14 protein-coding genes are annotated in these 15659 nt (G+C 59.1%); 5 read left to right on the forward strand and 9 right to left on the reverse strand.

The features are described from left to right. Nucleotides 1-121 precede the first annotated feature (121 nt). Nucleotides 122-1135 (forward strand): glycosyltransferase family 9 protein, encoded by a 1014-nt coding sequence (locus tag WA302_RS24415; RefSeq protein ID WP_025304694.1) that lies wholly within the window; start codon nucleotides 122-124, stop codon nucleotides 1133-1135. Nucleotides 1136-1179: 44 nt separating this feature from the next. On the opposite strand, the gene WA302_RS24420 is transcribed toward WA302_RS24415, so the two are convergent. Genes WA302_RS24420 through rfaQ form a run of 3 tightly spaced genes read right to left on the reverse strand, consistent with a single transcriptional unit; the run spans nucleotide 1180 to nucleotide 4489 of the window. Next, nucleotides 1180-2280 carry a glycosyltransferase gene (locus WA302_RS24420; protein WP_197791478.1) on the reverse strand — a complete coding sequence of 367 codons (1101 nt, stop codon included), beginning with the start codon at nucleotides 2278-2280 and terminating at the stop codon, nucleotides 1180-1182. Between the two features lie 2 nt (nucleotides 2281-2282). Next, entirely contained in the window at nucleotides 2283-3410 is a 1128-nt protein-coding gene (locus tag WA302_RS24425) for a glycosyltransferase family 4 protein (RefSeq protein WP_197791479.1), read from the reverse strand. Further along, nucleotides 3407-4489, reverse strand: a complete 1083-nt coding sequence (gene rfaQ, locus WA302_RS24430; protein WP_043141032.1) for a putative lipopolysaccharide heptosyltransferase III — start codon at nucleotides 4487-4489, stop codon at nucleotides 3407-3409. The genes WA302_RS24425 and rfaQ overlap by 4 nt, the downstream gene beginning before the upstream one ends. A 210-nt stretch (nucleotides 4490-4699) precedes the next feature. Here rfaQ and WA302_RS24435 point away from each other — a divergent pair, with 210 nt between their 5' ends. After that, on the forward strand, nucleotides 4700-5656 hold the full coding sequence (locus tag WA302_RS24435; protein WP_025304690.1) for a polysaccharide deacetylase family protein: 957 nt from the start codon (nucleotides 4700-4702) through the stop codon (nucleotides 5654-5656). Nucleotides 5657-5664: 8 nt separating this feature from the next. Then, entirely contained in the window at nucleotides 5665-6759 is a 1095-nt protein-coding gene (locus WA302_RS24440) for a glycosyltransferase family 9 protein (protein ID WP_025304689.1), read from the forward strand. A 36-nt stretch (nucleotides 6760-6795) separates the two neighbouring features. On the opposite strand, the gene WA302_RS24445 is transcribed toward WA302_RS24440, so the two are convergent. The 6 genes from WA302_RS24445 to rfaD are packed head-to-tail and all read right to left on the reverse strand — an operon-like array spanning nucleotide 6796 to nucleotide 13169. Beyond that, the gene (locus WA302_RS24445; RefSeq protein ID WP_197828612.1) at nucleotides 6796-7773 is read right to left on the reverse strand and encodes a glycosyltransferase; all 978 of its coding nucleotides are present in this window, start codon (nucleotides 7771-7773) and stop codon (nucleotides 6796-6798) included. Further along, nucleotides 7770-9011 (reverse strand): O-antigen ligase family protein, encoded by a 1242-nt coding sequence (locus tag WA302_RS24450; RefSeq protein WP_043141024.1) that lies wholly within the window; start codon nucleotides 9009-9011, stop codon nucleotides 7770-7772. The genes WA302_RS24445 and WA302_RS24450 overlap by 4 nt, the downstream gene beginning before the upstream one ends. Nucleotides 9012-9039: 28 nt before the next feature. Beyond that, nucleotides 9040-10206 (reverse strand): glycosyltransferase, encoded by a 1167-nt coding sequence (locus WA302_RS24455; protein WP_197828613.1) that lies wholly within the window; start codon nucleotides 10204-10206, stop codon nucleotides 9040-9042. After that, nucleotides 10203-11168 (reverse strand): lipopolysaccharide heptosyltransferase RfaC, encoded by a 966-nt coding sequence (gene rfaC / locus WA302_RS24460; RefSeq protein WP_025304685.1) that lies wholly within the window; start codon nucleotides 11166-11168, stop codon nucleotides 10203-10205. Before rfaC ends, WA302_RS24455 begins: the two co-directional genes overlap by 4 nt. A 2-nt stretch (nucleotides 11169-11170) precedes the next feature. After that, on the reverse strand, nucleotides 11171-12217 hold the full coding sequence (rfaF, locus tag WA302_RS24465) for an ADP-heptose--LPS heptosyltransferase RfaF (RefSeq protein WP_142591858.1): 1047 nt from the start codon (nucleotides 12215-12217) through the stop codon (nucleotides 11171-11173). A 22-nt stretch (nucleotides 12218-12239) separates the two neighbouring features. Next, a complete protein-coding gene (rfaD, locus tag WA302_RS24470) occupies nucleotides 12240-13169 on the reverse strand; it encodes an ADP-glyceromanno-heptose 6-epimerase (protein WP_025304683.1) in 930 nt (309 codons plus the stop codon). Between the two features lie 239 nt (nucleotides 13170-13408). Between rfaD and kbl the strand changes: the two genes are divergently transcribed. After that, nucleotides 13409-14605 (forward strand): glycine C-acetyltransferase, encoded by a 1197-nt coding sequence (kbl, locus tag WA302_RS24475; protein ID WP_004931154.1) that lies wholly within the window; start codon nucleotides 13409-13411, stop codon nucleotides 14603-14605. A 9-nt stretch (nucleotides 14606-14614) separates the two neighbouring features. Further along, nucleotides 14615-15640, forward strand: coding sequence for an L-threonine 3-dehydrogenase (tdh, locus tag WA302_RS24480; protein ID WP_025304682.1), 1026 nt, complete (start codon nucleotides 14615-14617; stop codon nucleotides 15638-15640). Nucleotides 15641-15659: the final 19 nt, after the last annotated feature.

Genomic DNA, 15659 nt, shown 5'->3' on the forward strand with positions numbered 1-15659 from the left:
TCAATTTCATTTATATGGGTTATTCGGAATAGTACCATAACTGGAAGGGAAAGGCGCTAATTTGGTAACCTTGGGTGTCAGTTTCAGACAACCGGCGAGCGATTTCGCCGATAGGCTCGGAATGAAGAATATTTTAATTATTCGCCGCGACAACATCGGCGATCTTGTTTGCACTACGCCCTTGATTGAAGGGGTGAAAATTGCCTATCCAGACGCAAAAGTTTATCTGCTGATCAATAAAGTCAGCCAGGACGTTGTTAAAAACAACCCTCATCTCGAGAAAGTCTTTGTCTATAAAAAGGCCAAGCACAAGGCGAAAAATGAAACGACGTTGGGCGTTTATTTCGAACGTCTGATGATCTTCCTGAAGCTGCGCAAAATAAAGTTCGATGCGGTCATTCTGGCCAACCCGGTGCCTTGCAAATACAGCCTGCGTTTAGCAAAAATGGCCGGCGCCACCCATATCATCGGTGCCGATCTGGGCACGAAAGAGATTCAGCGCCCGTTCCGCAAGGACGATTTCCGCGGCCTCCATCAGGTTGAACACACCTACAGCTATTTATCGGCGATCACCGATCAAGCCATTCCGATCCCGCCGGTGCGGGTATTCCTGACGCCGGAAGAGCGGCAATTGGCGGTGCAGCGGCTGCAGGAACGTCTGCCGTCGGTCGAACGGGTATGCGCCGTGCATATCAGCAGCCGCAGCCCGAAAAGACGCTGGCCGGTTGAACGCTATGCCGAAATCATCAACCGTCTGACCGCCGATCCCCACACCGGCGTGCTGATCTTCTGGTCGCCGCAGGGCACGCTGGCGCCGGACGACATCGGCGATCGGCTGCGCGCCGAACAGCTGCTGGCGCTGTGCCAAAACGAACGCGTCGCGCTTTATCCGACGGCGTCGGTGCGCGAGCTGTTGGGCGGGTTTGATTTATGCGACCGGGTGCTGTGCAGCGACGGCGGGCAGATGCATCTTGCCGCCGCGTTGAATAAGGACATGGTGGTGTTCTTTGGCGATACCGATAAAACGTCCTGGCATCCATGGACTGGCCGCCATCATATTTTGCAGAGTGAGTCGGGGCACTGTGAAGATGTTTCTGTCGATGAGGTTTGGCAGAAAATGCAGGCACTCAGCTAACGAAAAAAATAAGGCAGGTATCACCTGCCTTATTTATTTTTTTATTATTTTTCTTTCAGCTCAATATATTGACGGCAAATAGGGTCCAGCCCATAGTTCAGCAATTGCTGTTGATTTATCTGTGGCGGATTGGCGTAAATTTCCGCCATTTTTTCTGCCAGCGACGCTTCGTTTAATTCCGCCAACGCGTTAGCCATGCCGGCTTTTTCCAGAATTTCCGCAGGGCCGCCCGGACAGCGGGTGCTAACCACCGGCGTGCCGCACAACAGCGATTCTACCAGCACGTTGCCAAACCCTTCGCTATCGGAGCTGAGCACCAGCAGCGAGGCATGGCGGATAAACGGGTAGGGATTGGCCTGGAAACCGAGGAATAGCACGCGCTCTGCGATACCCAAGTCTGCCGCCAGACGCTTGACCTCGGCGACGCGGGCGTCATCCCCGGTGCCGATCAAAGCCAGCGGCGCCTGAATACCGGATTGCACATAGGCTTTCAGCAGGCGGTCATGCCGCTTGGTGGCGTGAAAGCGGCCGACGTGCACCAGATAGTCCTGACCGGCCAGTTCGCAAGGTGCCGCCGCCTGTTGCCGGATGGCGTCGATGTCGAACGGGTTATTGATGACCGCCAGCCGACGCGGGCGGATCGGCAAATTCTGCTGCAGATCGCCGCCGACCGCCTGTGAAACGGCGACGATATTTCTCCCCTGGTAAACGTTGGCGATTTTACGTTGCTTGAGCCAGCGATCCAGGCCTTTGCGGTGGCCGAGGTAGGAGGTGGAGAGAATGCCGTGAATGCAGAACCACAGGCGATCCGAAGCCAGCCGCTTGCTGCGGCTGACGATGCGATCGGTTTTGTGCAGGTTGGAGAACACCAGATCGAACGCGCCGTGTTGGCGCTCGTGTTCGGCTATCGCCCGATCCAGCGCGGTGGCGCGGCGCGACAGCTCGGTCAGCTTGCGCCAGGGGGCACGGCTGCGATCGGCCACCACCTGATAATCAATGCCTGACGGGATAGGGTAATTGCAGACGTCACGCAGCGAGATCAGACTGACGTCATGCCCCTGTTGCTGCATGCCTTGACACAGGGTCAGCACCACTTTTTCCGCGCCGCCTCCCGGCAGGCCATCGATGATCATCAGAATACGCATAGCTAATCCAGTAACCGGTTATAGAGGGAAATGAGCTGTTCGGACAGATGCGCCGGCGTAGCCGTCATAATGCGCAATCTTGCCGCTTCGCCCATGGAGGATCCCAGCGCCTGGCGCGGCAGCGCCCGAATGGCTTCCGTGATGGCCGGCACGTCGAGCGCGTCGGTCACGAAGCCGTTCTGGCCCGGGGTGATAAACTCGGCGCCGCCGCAGGTGGTGCTGGTGATAACCGGCAGGCCGCAGGACATCGCTTCCAGAATCACATTCGGGAACGGATCGTACAGCGTCGGCAGCAGCAGCGCGTCCGCGGCCTGATAGAACGGCAAGGTCTGTTTCTGCACGCCCATAAAGTGAATGCGATCGCCGCAGCCCAGCGACTGCGCCAGCGCCCGGTAGCGTTTTTCGGCCTTGTCTTTACCGACCACCAGGAGGTGGCTGTCGGTCACCGCCACGGCGCGGATGGCGGCGGCCAGCCCTTTGCGCTCGAAACCGGAGCCGACGAAGACCAGGCAGTGCGTCTGTTGCGGGATCTGATATTGCTCGCGCAGACGCCGGCGCTGGGCCTCGTCGGCGGGCGGGAACTTTTGGTTGTCGATGGCGTTATAGATCACCGTGATTTTGTCGGCGGGCACGCCAAAGTCGGCGATGATTTCCTGCTTGATCATCTCGGCGTTGCAGATGACGGCTTTCAGCTCCGGCGCGGCGTACATGGCGCGTTCGGCGCACATCACATAGCGGTGATAGCGGTTGGAGAACAGCCACTTGCGGCGCCACTCTGGCAGCAGACGCGCGCGTTGCAGCAGCCAGCGGCGGTGTACGCCGTCGCCGGCGCGGTAGATGTCGCAGCCGGGAATGCGTTCGTGGCTTTGCACCAGATCGAAGCGCTCTTTCTGCCACAGCGCCCTGGCCGCCACGGCGAAGCCCCGTTCGCGGCTGATGCGGCCGAGCTTTAACGGATTGCACAGGTGAATGTGCCAGTTGGGATTGGCGTCACCTTGCCATTCGCGGGTGATGACGTTCAGATCGAGATCCTGTTGTTCCAGCGCTTCCAGGGCGCGGGAAACGAAACGTTCGGCTCCGCCGTCCGGGCGGTATTTTTGGCGAACGATCGCCAAACGAAATGCTTTCATGCCAGCGTGCTCCGCGCGGCTGCAATCACCGCGTCTGTAGGAATAAGGTCGAGATACCGTTCGTCTGTGCCGGTATCAATGGCGTCCGGATCGGGCAGTTCGCCGAAGTCGCCGGCCCAGATCACGGCGCCGGTAGCCTGCCACGGCCGCCAGAAAGTCAGCTTGGAAGGGCCGAACAGCGCCACGCACGGCGTTTGCAGCGCGGCGGCCATGTGCATCGGCACTGAATCCACGCCGATAAACAGCTTGGCGTGATCAATCAGGGCGGCCAGTTGGCGCAGCGTCAGCTGGCCGGCCAACGAGATTACGCCCTGCGGCGGGCAGAGCGCCAAAATGCGCTCTACCATGGCTTGTTCTCTGGCGTCGGGGCCGGAGGTGATCACCAACTGGTGTCCGTCGGCCTGCAAGGCGGTGAGGGTGGCGGCCATTTTCTCTTCGCTCCAGCATTTGAAGAACCAGCGCGAGGTGGGCTGCACCACAATATAACTGCCGGCGACGCCCTGTTTCTGCAACCGTTGCTCACAGGTCTGCCAATCCTGCGGATCGTAACTCATGGTGACATGCTCATTGAGCGTGGGCAGGTTCAGCGGCGCCAGCAACGAGAGATTTTGTTCGACGGTATGCAGGTGGGCGTGATTGTCCACCGGCACCAGCTGCGTGTGACAGTGGCGCCACAGGAAGCCGCGGCGTTTGGGGAAATCGAAGCCCAAACGGATGCGCGCGCCGGTCAGGCGCGTGATGATGGCGCTGCGCCACTGATCGGCCAGGTTGACCACCAGATCGTAGCGCTGCGCCTTCAGGCGGCGCAGCAGCGCCAGCTCGTGCCCCAGATGCGCGCGGACGCCCTGTTTCTTCCATTGGCGGTCGATGGCGAACAGCGTCGACAATTCCGGATTACTGGCCAGCATCTCCTGCGTTTCCTGATACAGCAGCACATCGATCTGCGCCTGCGGGTAGTTTTGCCGCAGGCTGCTGATGACCGGCGTGACCAGCAGCATATCGCCGTGATGGCGCAGTTTTATGATCAAAATACGCTGTACGGATGGGGCGGAAGTTAGTGCTGGCGCGTCGTTCATCATGAGTCGCTTTCTGGGAAACCAATCTTTGATTCTAAATGACCCGATCGCATGTGGCTACTGTTGCACGGTTTTCTTGCCGGGCCGCAAAAAAATCGCCGAGCCGGGGACGAATGCGCTTCAACGTTGTCCAAACCAGGCAGCAAAGTCGTTTGCCCTGGCGAAACGGCCTGCGTAACATAGTGCATTCTGTTGATATCAGGCTCGATATTCATGACTAAACCGGCGTTTCTCATCACCATTGATACCGAAGGCGATAATCTGTGGCAAAACCACGATCGCATCGCGACCGAAAACACGCGTTTCTTGCCGCGCTTTCAGGCGCTGTGCGAGAAATACGCCTTCAAGCCGGTTTATCTCACCAACTATGAAATGGCGATGGACCCGGCTTACGTCGAGTTCGCGCGCGACGTGATCGCCCGCGACGCCGGCGAGGTCGGCATGCACCTGCACGCCTGGAACAGCCCGCCGTTGACGCCGCTGACCGACGATGACTGGCGCCACAAGCCTTATTTGATCGAGTATCCCGCCGATCAGATCCGCGCCAAGGTCGATCACATGACCAAGTTGCTGGAAGATGCCTTCCAGACCAAAATGCTTAGCCATCGCGCCGGTCGTTGGGCGTTCAACGAATACTATGCCTCACTGCTGCTGGAATACGGCTATCAGGTGGACTGTTCGGTGACGCCGCGGGTCAACTGGCAGTTTTCGCCGGGTAACCCGCAGGGCAACGGCGGTACCGATTACAGCCGGTTCCCGTCGCAGGCCTATTTCATCGATCCGCAGAACATCGCCAAGCCGGGCGCTTCGGCGCTGCTGGAAGTGCCGATGAGCATCCAGTACAAGCATTCGGCGCTGATGAATGCGTTCAAGCAGGGCTATGATCGGCTGCGCGGCAAGCGCCGTTCGCCGTCCGTCAACTGGCTGCGGCCGAGTGGCGGCAACGTGGCCAAGATGATCAGCGTGGCCGAGACGTCGCTGGCGCAGGGGCATGACTACGTCGAGTTTATGCTGCATTCCTCCGAGTTTATGCCGGGCGGCAGCCCGACGTTCAAAACTGAACAGGATATCGAAGTGCTGTACCGCGATCTGGAGCAGCTGTTTGACTGGCTGCAGCAGCGCACGGTGGGCATGACGCTGGCCGAGTATTATCAACTTAAAGCGAACTAAGCACGCACATGTCGAAGAAATGGAAAATCAAGGTTGCCGACTGGTTCTTGCGGCGCTATACGGCGAAGTACGGCCGTTTTCAGGACAAGGCGACGTTCGACGGCGCCCAGCAGTTTGACAATATCGTCATCTATTCCACCACGGCGTTGGGCGACTTCATGTTCAACACGCCGGCATTGAGGGCGATGCGGGAACGCTACCCCAACGCGCACATCACGCTGGTGGTGCACAAGAAAAACCGCGAGCTGGTGGAAAACGGCCGCTATTACGATCGCGTGGTGTATTGGGACAGCAAGATCAAGACGATACGCCCGTTGCTGAAATCGCTGCGCGAACATCAGCCGGATTTGGCGCTGATCCTGCACTCCCATCTGCCTTATGACATCATCAGCGCCGTACTGGCCGGGGCGAAGTACATTATCCGCGATAACTACAGCTCGGGCATTTGCGGGCTGGAGCCTTGGCTGACCAACTATGTCTTCCATTATTACGGCCACTTCGTGCGCCGCAAGCTGGAGCTGATTTCCATTTTGGGTTGCCGCAGCGACGATCCGACGATGGAAATTCCCGTGGATTATCAGCGCGGCGTCAAAAGCAGCGACCACCCCACCATCGGGTTTCAATTGGGGGCATCTACGGAGTCGCGTTGCTGGCCGGTTTCACACTATGCGCGGCTGGCCGATGAGCTGGTGGCGAAGCACCCCAATGTACGCATCGTGCTGATTGGCGCACCGTTTGACGACGGCAAGGCCAAACAGTTTATGAGCTTGATCGGCCCGCAAACGCAGGCCTGCGTGGATAACCAGATCGGCAAAACGGGGCTGCAAGGCTTGCTGACGTTGCTCGACAGTTTCCATGTTCTTGTCACCGGCGACACCGGGCCGCTGCATCTGGCGGTGGCGTTGAAGGTGAAAACCATCAGCCTGTTCGTGACCGCCGATTCACGCTCCACCGGGCCGATTCAGGATCCTGAACTGCACCGCATCATTCAGGTGTCGCGCACCGGCTATACGATGCCGTTGGAGGCGGAAAGCCCGATGGGGGTTATCCAGCCGCAGCGGATTTATGACGAGTTGGTCGCGCACGTGCCTTTAGCGCGCTAAAGGCGAGACGACGCATCGGCCGCCCGGCCGATGCGGTTAGTGCGGCCTGCGCCCGCGCAGCTTCGAAAGAAAGGTATCCACTCGCGCATAGCGCATCTGACGGACTTTTTTGCCCGGCACGTCGCTGTTGCGGCAGATATCGGCGGCGCGGCGCAGGATATGCAGCGTTGCCGGCGCGTAATGGTAATAGCCGTACACCGCCTTCGACATGCTTTTCACCTCGGAAAAGCAGTTAGCCAGCATCAGGGCGGCTAACCGGCGCAGCGGCTCATCCCCGGGATGCTGCGCCACAAAACGCAGCATCTTCTCCATGGCGAACAGCAGATCGTCAATATCTTTGGATTTGATATTGCGGGTGATGCCCTGGCTGTTGTCCCGATAGAAGTAGAGCTCGCAGTCAAGATGGGCGATGCGGCGAGTTTTGAAATACTGAAAAGGCGTGAAAATCACGTCTTCGTAGCGCCTGCCGTCTTCGAACGCCTCCCCTTCCAGCAGCGTGCGTTTATATACCCGGCTCCAGAGATGCCACATCGAGCGTGCAAACAGCGGTTGCAAGCAGCCGAGCCCCAACTGTGAAAAGTCGTAGGCTGCGGGCTGCGCCGCGCGGTTATCCGCTGTCGACGGATGTTCGGTGAACTTCTGATAATTAAAATCGATCAGGTCATATTCACCGGCGATCAGCAGGGGATGCAGGATCGCCAGATAGTCGTCGCTTAGCAGATCGTCGCCGTCGAGAAAGGTGACGTAGCGCCCGGTGGCTTGCTGCAGGCCGACATTGCGGGCGTGTGCAATACCGCCGTTGGCCTGAGAAATAAAAGCCACCTGCGGATGCTGCCGCTGCGCCAGATACCGGCTGACCAGCGCCCCCGACGCATCGGTAGAGCCATCGTCGATGATCACCACCTCAATATCATCAGAAATCTGCGCAAATAAAGAATCCAGCGCAGCGATGATGAACGCTTCGTTATTATAAAACGGCACGATAATGCTGAGCAGCGGTGGCTGAATGTTCACGCGGCCTGCTCCTGTGTGGAAGTCTGTCTCGCCACGGAGAGCACTCCAGCGATCAGCGCCAGACAGAACATGGCGGTGCCTTCCGTGCTGAAGAAGATGACGTCGCTCAGCCCGTAAACGAACAGGCTGGCGCTGACGCTCAGCAACAGCGCGTTGCGCTGCGGCCGGAACGAAGAGAAGAACAGGCAGACATAGAGTGCCAGCAGCAGCAGTACGCCCCAGACGCCCTTGAGCGAATAGGTTTCCAGCAGCTCGTTGTGCAGGTGGACGTTGATATAGGGCATAACGCCAGACAGGCGAGGTTGCTGTGCGACCATCGCACGGATCTCTTCGCCGCGCTGTTCGGCGGATTGGCCCCAGGGGGCTTGTGAGCCGGTACGCCATGCCAGCGTTTGCATCGACAGCCGTGAAATGATCGAGTTTTCAGTCTGTGGCTGATCCATCAGACGCATATCGGTCTCAAAGGCCTGAATGCGTTCTTCTATCTGCGGTTTAAACACCAGGCCGCAGGCTACGAGCAGCAGCGGTACCGAGGCCATCAACGCGAGCTTGTGTTTTCTGGAAACCAGTTGCTTGGTGGCCAGCAGCGACAGACAAATCGCCACCGGGTAGACCAGCATCGCCGCGCGGGTGCCGGTGAGCACCAGCGCAGAGAAGGACAGCAGGAATGCCGCAATGTACAACACCAGACGGTAGCGGGTGCGCAGCATCAGGATGGCTTGCATCATGACCAGATCGATGGCGGTCATCAGGTAGGCGGCGACCGTGGCGCGATCGAAGTTGAGCTCTACGCGCGGGATATCCAGACGCAGCCCTTGATAGAGGGAATAACCGTTGATCGCCAGACCGGTGACGAGAGCCACAACGATCAACAGGCGCTGCACGCACAACCGCTCATTGAGCGCAATCAGCAAGATGAAAGCGGTCGCGAGCTGCAGTTTGCCGGTCGACATATAAGAGCGATAGATATTGATGTAGTCACCCGGCTGTTTGAAGTGATGCATCCAGAGGATGGTTCCCATACCTACGCTGAACATCAACGCGGGCAGCAGCAGATTTCTAACGTTGCTGAAGTAGTAGCGCGGATACAGGCAAACGGCGATAAAGGCGATGTAGCTGGAAACGTAAAACAGATTGCGTCCGGTCGCGGAACCGAAAGGGATGGTGCAAAAAGCGATGGCGCACCCCAGATAGATCAGATAGCTGAAGGCAGGGTGCGGCGTTCTGTATTTTAGCATCGGGCGTGTTTTCCGGCTCACGTTTCAATTAAGCGATAAAGGATCGCAGCGTGTCGTCGAATTCAACTTTGAACTGAGCATAGTTGAAATGTTCCGCAGGATAGCGCTGCGCATTTCGGCTCAGAGTCTGGTAGGTTTCTCGCTCCAGCAATTTCTCAACGGCATCCGCACAGTCGATATGCGACAGCAGCTTGGGCGCTACCAGGCTGTCGGTCAACGGGTCGTAGACCTCATGCGGGAAGTCGACCTCGATATCGGTGAGCTGCCGGTGCTGTTCGATGGTGACCGACGGCGTCAGGCCAATGCCGCAGACCCCGTCTTTCACCGCTTCCGGCTGGCCGTCGACCTGCGGGAAGATGACCGGCACGCCGAAATAGAGCGATTCCATGCAGGACAAGCCGAACGGCTCGGTAATCGGCGTGCTCATGTAGATGTGCGTGCGATTGAAGAAACCGGCGACGTCATCCTGATAACCGCTGAAAGTGATGCGGTCGCCGAGCTGAAGCCGATCCGCCAGCGCCTCGAACGCCGCGCGATCCGGCCCTTTGCCGGCCACTTCCAGCGTGACGTCATGCCCGCGCCGCAGCAGCTCCTGCATCATCAATAAGGAAACGCTGATGCCTTTCAGGCTGACCAGGCGTGAGGCCGTGCCGATCCGGACCGGCTGCGACAGCGTTTTCGGCGCAGCGTCGATCCCTGCCGGCGTCTTGATGCGGTTGATCACCACGTGATTGGGGCAAGGCAGATTAAAGCGCAGCTCCATCACTCGCTTCGACGCGTGTGAGGCGGAAGTGACGCCGTCCAGCATGGCGAAGAAACGCAGCGTCTTTTTATTCTTGGGGTAACGCCAGGAGCAGCCGTGATCGTAGTAAACCAGCTTGCCGCGCTTGGGTTTGGCCGCCAGCCCCGGCACCAGGTCCCAGACGATCACCACGTCGGCGTTGGCCCGCTCGATTTTCCACTTCAGCAAAAATTTGCGCAGGAACTGCGGGCAGCGCAGCGGCAGCGCATTGATCAGGCGGTTGGCGAAGGTGACGGGCTGATGCGCAGGCAACTGGCGGCGGATCTCTTCGCCAATGTCGCCGCTGATGCACAGGACCTGGTTGCTGCCGTCGGTGGTATCGTTGATGTACTGCAGGAACAGGCGCTCGACGCCGCCCATTTTACCCAGGTTGATAATGTGCAGTTTTTTCATGCTATAACCTTTTGCAACGCCTGCCATGCCGTATCGGCGTCAATTGTCGCCATGCTTTTTTCCGGCGAAATCAGCGAGTGCTGATTTTGCCCGTAGCCGCCGATCAAGCCGGGATCGGTTGGCCCGAACAGCGTGATATTCGGTTTGTCGAGCGCGGCGGTCAGATGACTGAGTCCGGTGTCGACCGAGACCACGCCCTTGGCGCCGGCCAGCACGTCAGCCACCTGCTGCAGGCTGAGCTTCGGCAGCACTTCGACATGTGGAAAACCTTCCGCCAAGCGTAGCGCGCGCTGATGTTCATGCTCTGCGCCCCACGGCAGTTTGATCTTCAGCCCGCTGTCGGCCGTCAGCGCGATCAGCTCGCGCCAGTTCTGCTCCGGCCAATGCTTATCGTCACGGGTTGTCGCGTGCAGAAACACCAGATATTGACCGGCATCGACCGGCGGCTGGCTGAGAAAACGCGCGGCGATGGCGTAATCGCCGTAGCTGCCCGGTTTATCGTAGCCGAGGCTTTTGGCGAACAGCTCGCGCGTGCGTTCCACCGCGTGCTGCTGTTTGTCTATCTCATGACGCACGTTGTAGAACCAGCTGGCGAACGGCTCGCGCGCGCTCTTGCAGTCCGGGCCATGTTTGTTGCCTTTGGCGACGCGGGTGATCAGCGCGGCGCTTTTGATCAGGCCCTGCGCGTCGATCACCACGTCGTAATGGCGTTCTTGCAGCGCGCGCTTGAAGTCGCAGCGCTGCTGTCGGGTGTCGCTGCCGAACCAATTTTTACGCCAGCGGCGAATGGCCACCGGGATCACGCGATCCACTGCCGGATGCCAGGTGGGGATTTGGCTGAAACCTTCTTCCACCACCCAGTCGAAGCGGATATCGGGAATGGCCTGCAGCGCGTCGGTCAGGGCGGGCAGCGTATGCAGCACATCGCCCATCGAGGATGTTTTTACGATTAACACCTGCATGACTATTCCTCGCTGGCGACAAGTAACGGCGTCAGCGCATCCAACACTTGCTGCGGCTGAATATCGATCAAACTTTGGTGGTATCCCTGCTCGGCATCGCCTTTACGCACCTTGTGATAACCGCTGATCAAGCGGATAACCCGCGCCTTGTCGGAGAGCGGCGGCGTGAAGTCGGGGCTGCTTGGGCCGTACAAGGCTATCAGCGGTTTGTTCAACGCTGCGGCAACGTGCATTAAACCGGAGTCGTTGCTGACCACCGCCCGGCAGGCCGCGATCAGGATCACCGCCTGCTCCAGCTGGGTTTTTCCGGCCAGGTTAAGGCAGAAATCGCGCGTGTCTTCCTGCAACGCGGCGCGGATCTGTTCGCCGGCCTCGTGGTCTTTTGCCGAACCGAACAGCGCGATTTGATAGCCGTTCTCGATCAGCCGTTGAGCCAGCGCTGCGTAGTGATAGTGCGGCCAGCGCTTGGCGGGGCCGAACTCCGCGCCTGGGCAGAAGCCGACGATCGGGCGGCTGTCGGTCAGGTTGAAGGCCGAAGTAGTTTCGGCGATCTCTTCGTCGCTCACCCGCAGCTGCGGCCACAGCAGCGGCTGCGGCAGATCGTCGGCGCGCTGAACGCGGCCTTTGTCATAGGCCAGCGCCACATAGCGCTGCACCATCAGCGGGAAAGCGGCCTTGTCGAGCACGCGGACGTCGTTCAGCAGGCCGTAGCGCATTTCGCCCCGCCAGCCGGTGCGCTGCGGGATATCGGCGAAGAAAGGCACCAACGCGGATTTGAACGAGTTAGGCAGAACGTAAGCGCGATCGTAACGGTTGGCGCGCAGGGCGCGCCCCAGGCGGCGGCGTTCGCCGAGCCCCAGCGCGCCGTGGCCCAGCGGCATCGCCAGCGCCTGATTGACTTCCGGCATGCGCGCCAGCAGCGGACGGCACCAGGCCGGTGCCATCACATCGATCTCCGCCGACGGGTATTCGGCCTTCAGGGTGCGATAGAGACTTTGCGACATCATCATGTCGCCAACCCAAGAAGGGCCGATAACCAGTATTTTCATACCCAGCGTTAATTCCTTCAGCTTATGCGGTGCGGTTCAACCAGGCCATATACTCTTTCACGCCTTCGGCGACCGTTTTGAACGGTGCGTCGTAGCCGGCGGCGCGCAGCTTGGTCAGATCGGCCTGGGTGTACGCCTGATAGCGGCCCTTCAGCTTTTCCGGGAACTCGATGTATTCCACCGCGCCTTTCTGATGGAAGTCCACCACCGCGTCGGCCACCGCCTGGAAGGTTTCCGCCCGGCCGGTGCCGCAGTTGAAGATGCCGGATTTGCCGGTTTCCCAGAACCACAGGTTAACCGCCGCCACGTCGCCGACGTAGATGAAGTCACGCTTGAAGTTTTCGCTGCCGGCGAACAGTTTCGGGTTTTCGCCGCGGTTGATCTGGGTGTTCAGGTGGAAGGCGACGCTGGCCATACTGCCTTTGTGGCCTTCGCGCGGGCCGTAAACGTTGAAGTAGCGGAAGCCGCAGATCTGCGAGTCCGCTTCCGGCAGGATCTCACGCACGTACTGATCGAACAGGAATTTGGAGTAGCCGTACACGTTGAGCGGCGCTTCATACTGACGCTCTTCGATAAACTCTTCGCGGCCGCCGTAAGTGGCGGCGGAGGAGGCGTAGAGGAACGGGATTTCGCGATCCAGGCAGTAGTGCAGCAGATCTTTGGAGTACTGATAGTTGTTGTCCATCATGTACTTGCCGTCCCACTCGGTGGTCGCGGAGCAGGCGCCTTCGTGGAACACCGCTTCGATTTCGCCCAGATCGTCGCCGGCCACGATGCTGGCGATAAAGTCTTCTTTATCGATATAGTCGGCGATGTCCAGATCGACCAGGTTGACGAATTTGGTGCCGTCTTTCAGGTTATCCACCACCAGGATATCGCGATATCCCTTGTCGTTCAGTGCCTTAATGATGTTGCTGCCGATCATGCCGGCGCCGCCTGTGACGATAATCATTGGGTTACCCCTGCTAAGCTGCTGGCGGGGCACAATGCCCCACGCTCAATGGCGGTTATCATAGCATTTCATGCCGCGGCAAACAGCGGAAGGGCTCCGAATATCCCGCATTGCCATTGAAGTCCGCTTTTTGCCGTGATATCTGCTGCAATTTTAATATTCTCTCCCGCGCATTCTCGTCAGTTTGGTTACAAATCAGTAAAATATGCCGTAAATAGCCCAATCCTGGAGATAACCGAATGTCAGCGTCTTTTTATCAGCAGTTGGAACAACAGCTTGCCGCCACTCGCAGTGAAGGGCTGTTCAAGGAAGAACGCATCATCACCTCCGCGCAGCAGGCGGATATCGCCGTCGCCGACGGCAGCCATGTGATCAACTTCTGCGCCAATAACTACCTGGGCCTGGCCAACCATCCGGCGCTGATCGCCGCCGCCAAGTCGGGGATGGACAGCCACGGTTTCGGCATGGCGTCGGTGCGCTTCATCTGCGGCACCCAGGACAGCCACAAGCAGCTGGAACAGAAACTGGCGGCCTTTTTGGGCATGGAAGACGCGATCCTGTACTCCTCTTGCTTCGACGCCAACGGCGGGCTGTTCGAAACCCTGCTCGGCCCGGAAGACGCGATTATCTCCGATGCGCTGAACCACGCGTCGATCATCGACGGCGTGCGCCTGTGTAAGGCCAAGCGCTATCGCTACGCCAATAACGACATGACCGAGCTGGCCGCGCAGCTGAAACAGGCCAAAGCCGACGGCGCGCGGCACATTCTGATCGCCACCGACGGCGTATTCTCGATGGACGGCGTAATCGCCAACCTGAAAGGGGTTTGCGATCTGGCGGACGAGTATCAGGCGCTGGTGATGGTGGATGACTCCCATGCGGTGGGCTTTGTCGGCGCCAACGGGCGCGGCACCCATGAATACTGCGAAGTGATGGGCCGCGTCGATATCATTACCGGTACGTTAGGCAAAGCGCTGGGCGGCGCGTCCGGCGGCTACACCGCCGCCAAGAAAGAAGTGGTGGAGTGGCTGCGCCAGCGCTCGCGTCCGTACCTGTTCTCCAACTCGCTGGCGCCGGCGATCGTCGCCGCGTCGATCAAAGTGCTGGAACTGCTGGAAGAGGGCGACGCCCTGCGCGATCGCCTGTGGGCCAACGCGCGTCTGTTCCGCGAAAAAATGACCGCCGCCGGCTTCACCCTGGCCGGCGCCGATCACGCCATCATCCCGGTCATGCTGGGTGAGGCGAAGCTGGCGCAGGAATTCGCCAATGCGTTGCTCAAGGAAGGCATCTATGTGACCGGTTTCTTCTATCCGGTGGTGCCGAAAGGCCAGGCGCGCATTCGTACCCAGATGTCCGCCGACCACACCCCGGAGCAAATCGAACGCGCAGTGGCGGCGTTTACACGTATCGGTAAGGATCTTGGCGTTATTGCATAAGGTAAAACCATGAAAGCACTGTCAAAACTGAAAGCGGAAGAAGGGATTTGGATGACCGACGTGCCTCAGCCGGAGCTGGGCCACAACGACATCATGATCAAAATCCGCAAAACCGCGATCTGCGGCACCGATGTGCATATCTACAACTGGGACGAATGGTCGCAAAAAACCATTCCGGTTCCGATGGTGGTCGGCCATGAATACGTGGGCGAGGTGGTGGCGATCGGTCAGGAAGTCAAAGGCTTCAGCATCGGCGATCGCGTGTCCGGTGAAGGTCACATCACCTGCGGTCACTGCCGCAACTGCCGCGGCGGCCGCACGCACCTGTGCCGCAACACCGTCGGCGTGGGCGTGAACCGTCCGGGCAGCTTCGCGGAATACCTGGTGATCCCGGCGTTCAACGCCTTCAAGATCCCGGATAACATCTCCGACGAACTGGCTTCGATCTTCGATCCGTTCGGTAACGCGGTACACACCGCGCTGTCGTTCGATCTGGTCGGGGAAGACGTGCTGGTGTCCGGCGCCGGCCCGATCGGCATCATGGCGGCGGCGGTGTGCAAACACGTCGGCGCTCGCCATGTGGTGATCACCGACGTTAACGAATACCGTCTGGAACTGGCGCGCAAGATGGGCGTGACCCGCGCGGTGAACGTCAGTAAGGAAAACCTCAACGACGTGATGGCCGAGCTGGGTATGACCGAAGGATTCGACGTCGGTCTGGAAATGTCCGGCGCGCCGCCGGCGTTCCGCACGCTGCTCAATGCCATGAACCACGGCGGACGCATCGCCATGCTGGGCATTCCGCCTTCGGATATGTCGATCGACTGGAACCAGGTCATCTTCAAAGGTCTGTTTATCAAAGGGATTTACGGCCGCGAAATGTTCGAAACCTGGTACAAGATGGCGGCGCTGATCCAGTCCGGCCTGGATTTGACCCCGATCATCACCCACCGTTTCTCGATCGACGAGTTCCAGCAGGGCTTCGACGCCATGCGCTCCGGCAAGTCGGGTAAAGTGGTGCTGAGCTGGGATTAATCTCGGCAGACGTGAAAAA

The organism is Serratia sp. 201 (assembly GCF_037027545.1).
GTDB classification, from domain to species: Bacteria; Pseudomonadota; Gammaproteobacteria; order Enterobacterales; family Enterobacteriaceae; genus Serratia; species Serratia bockelmannii.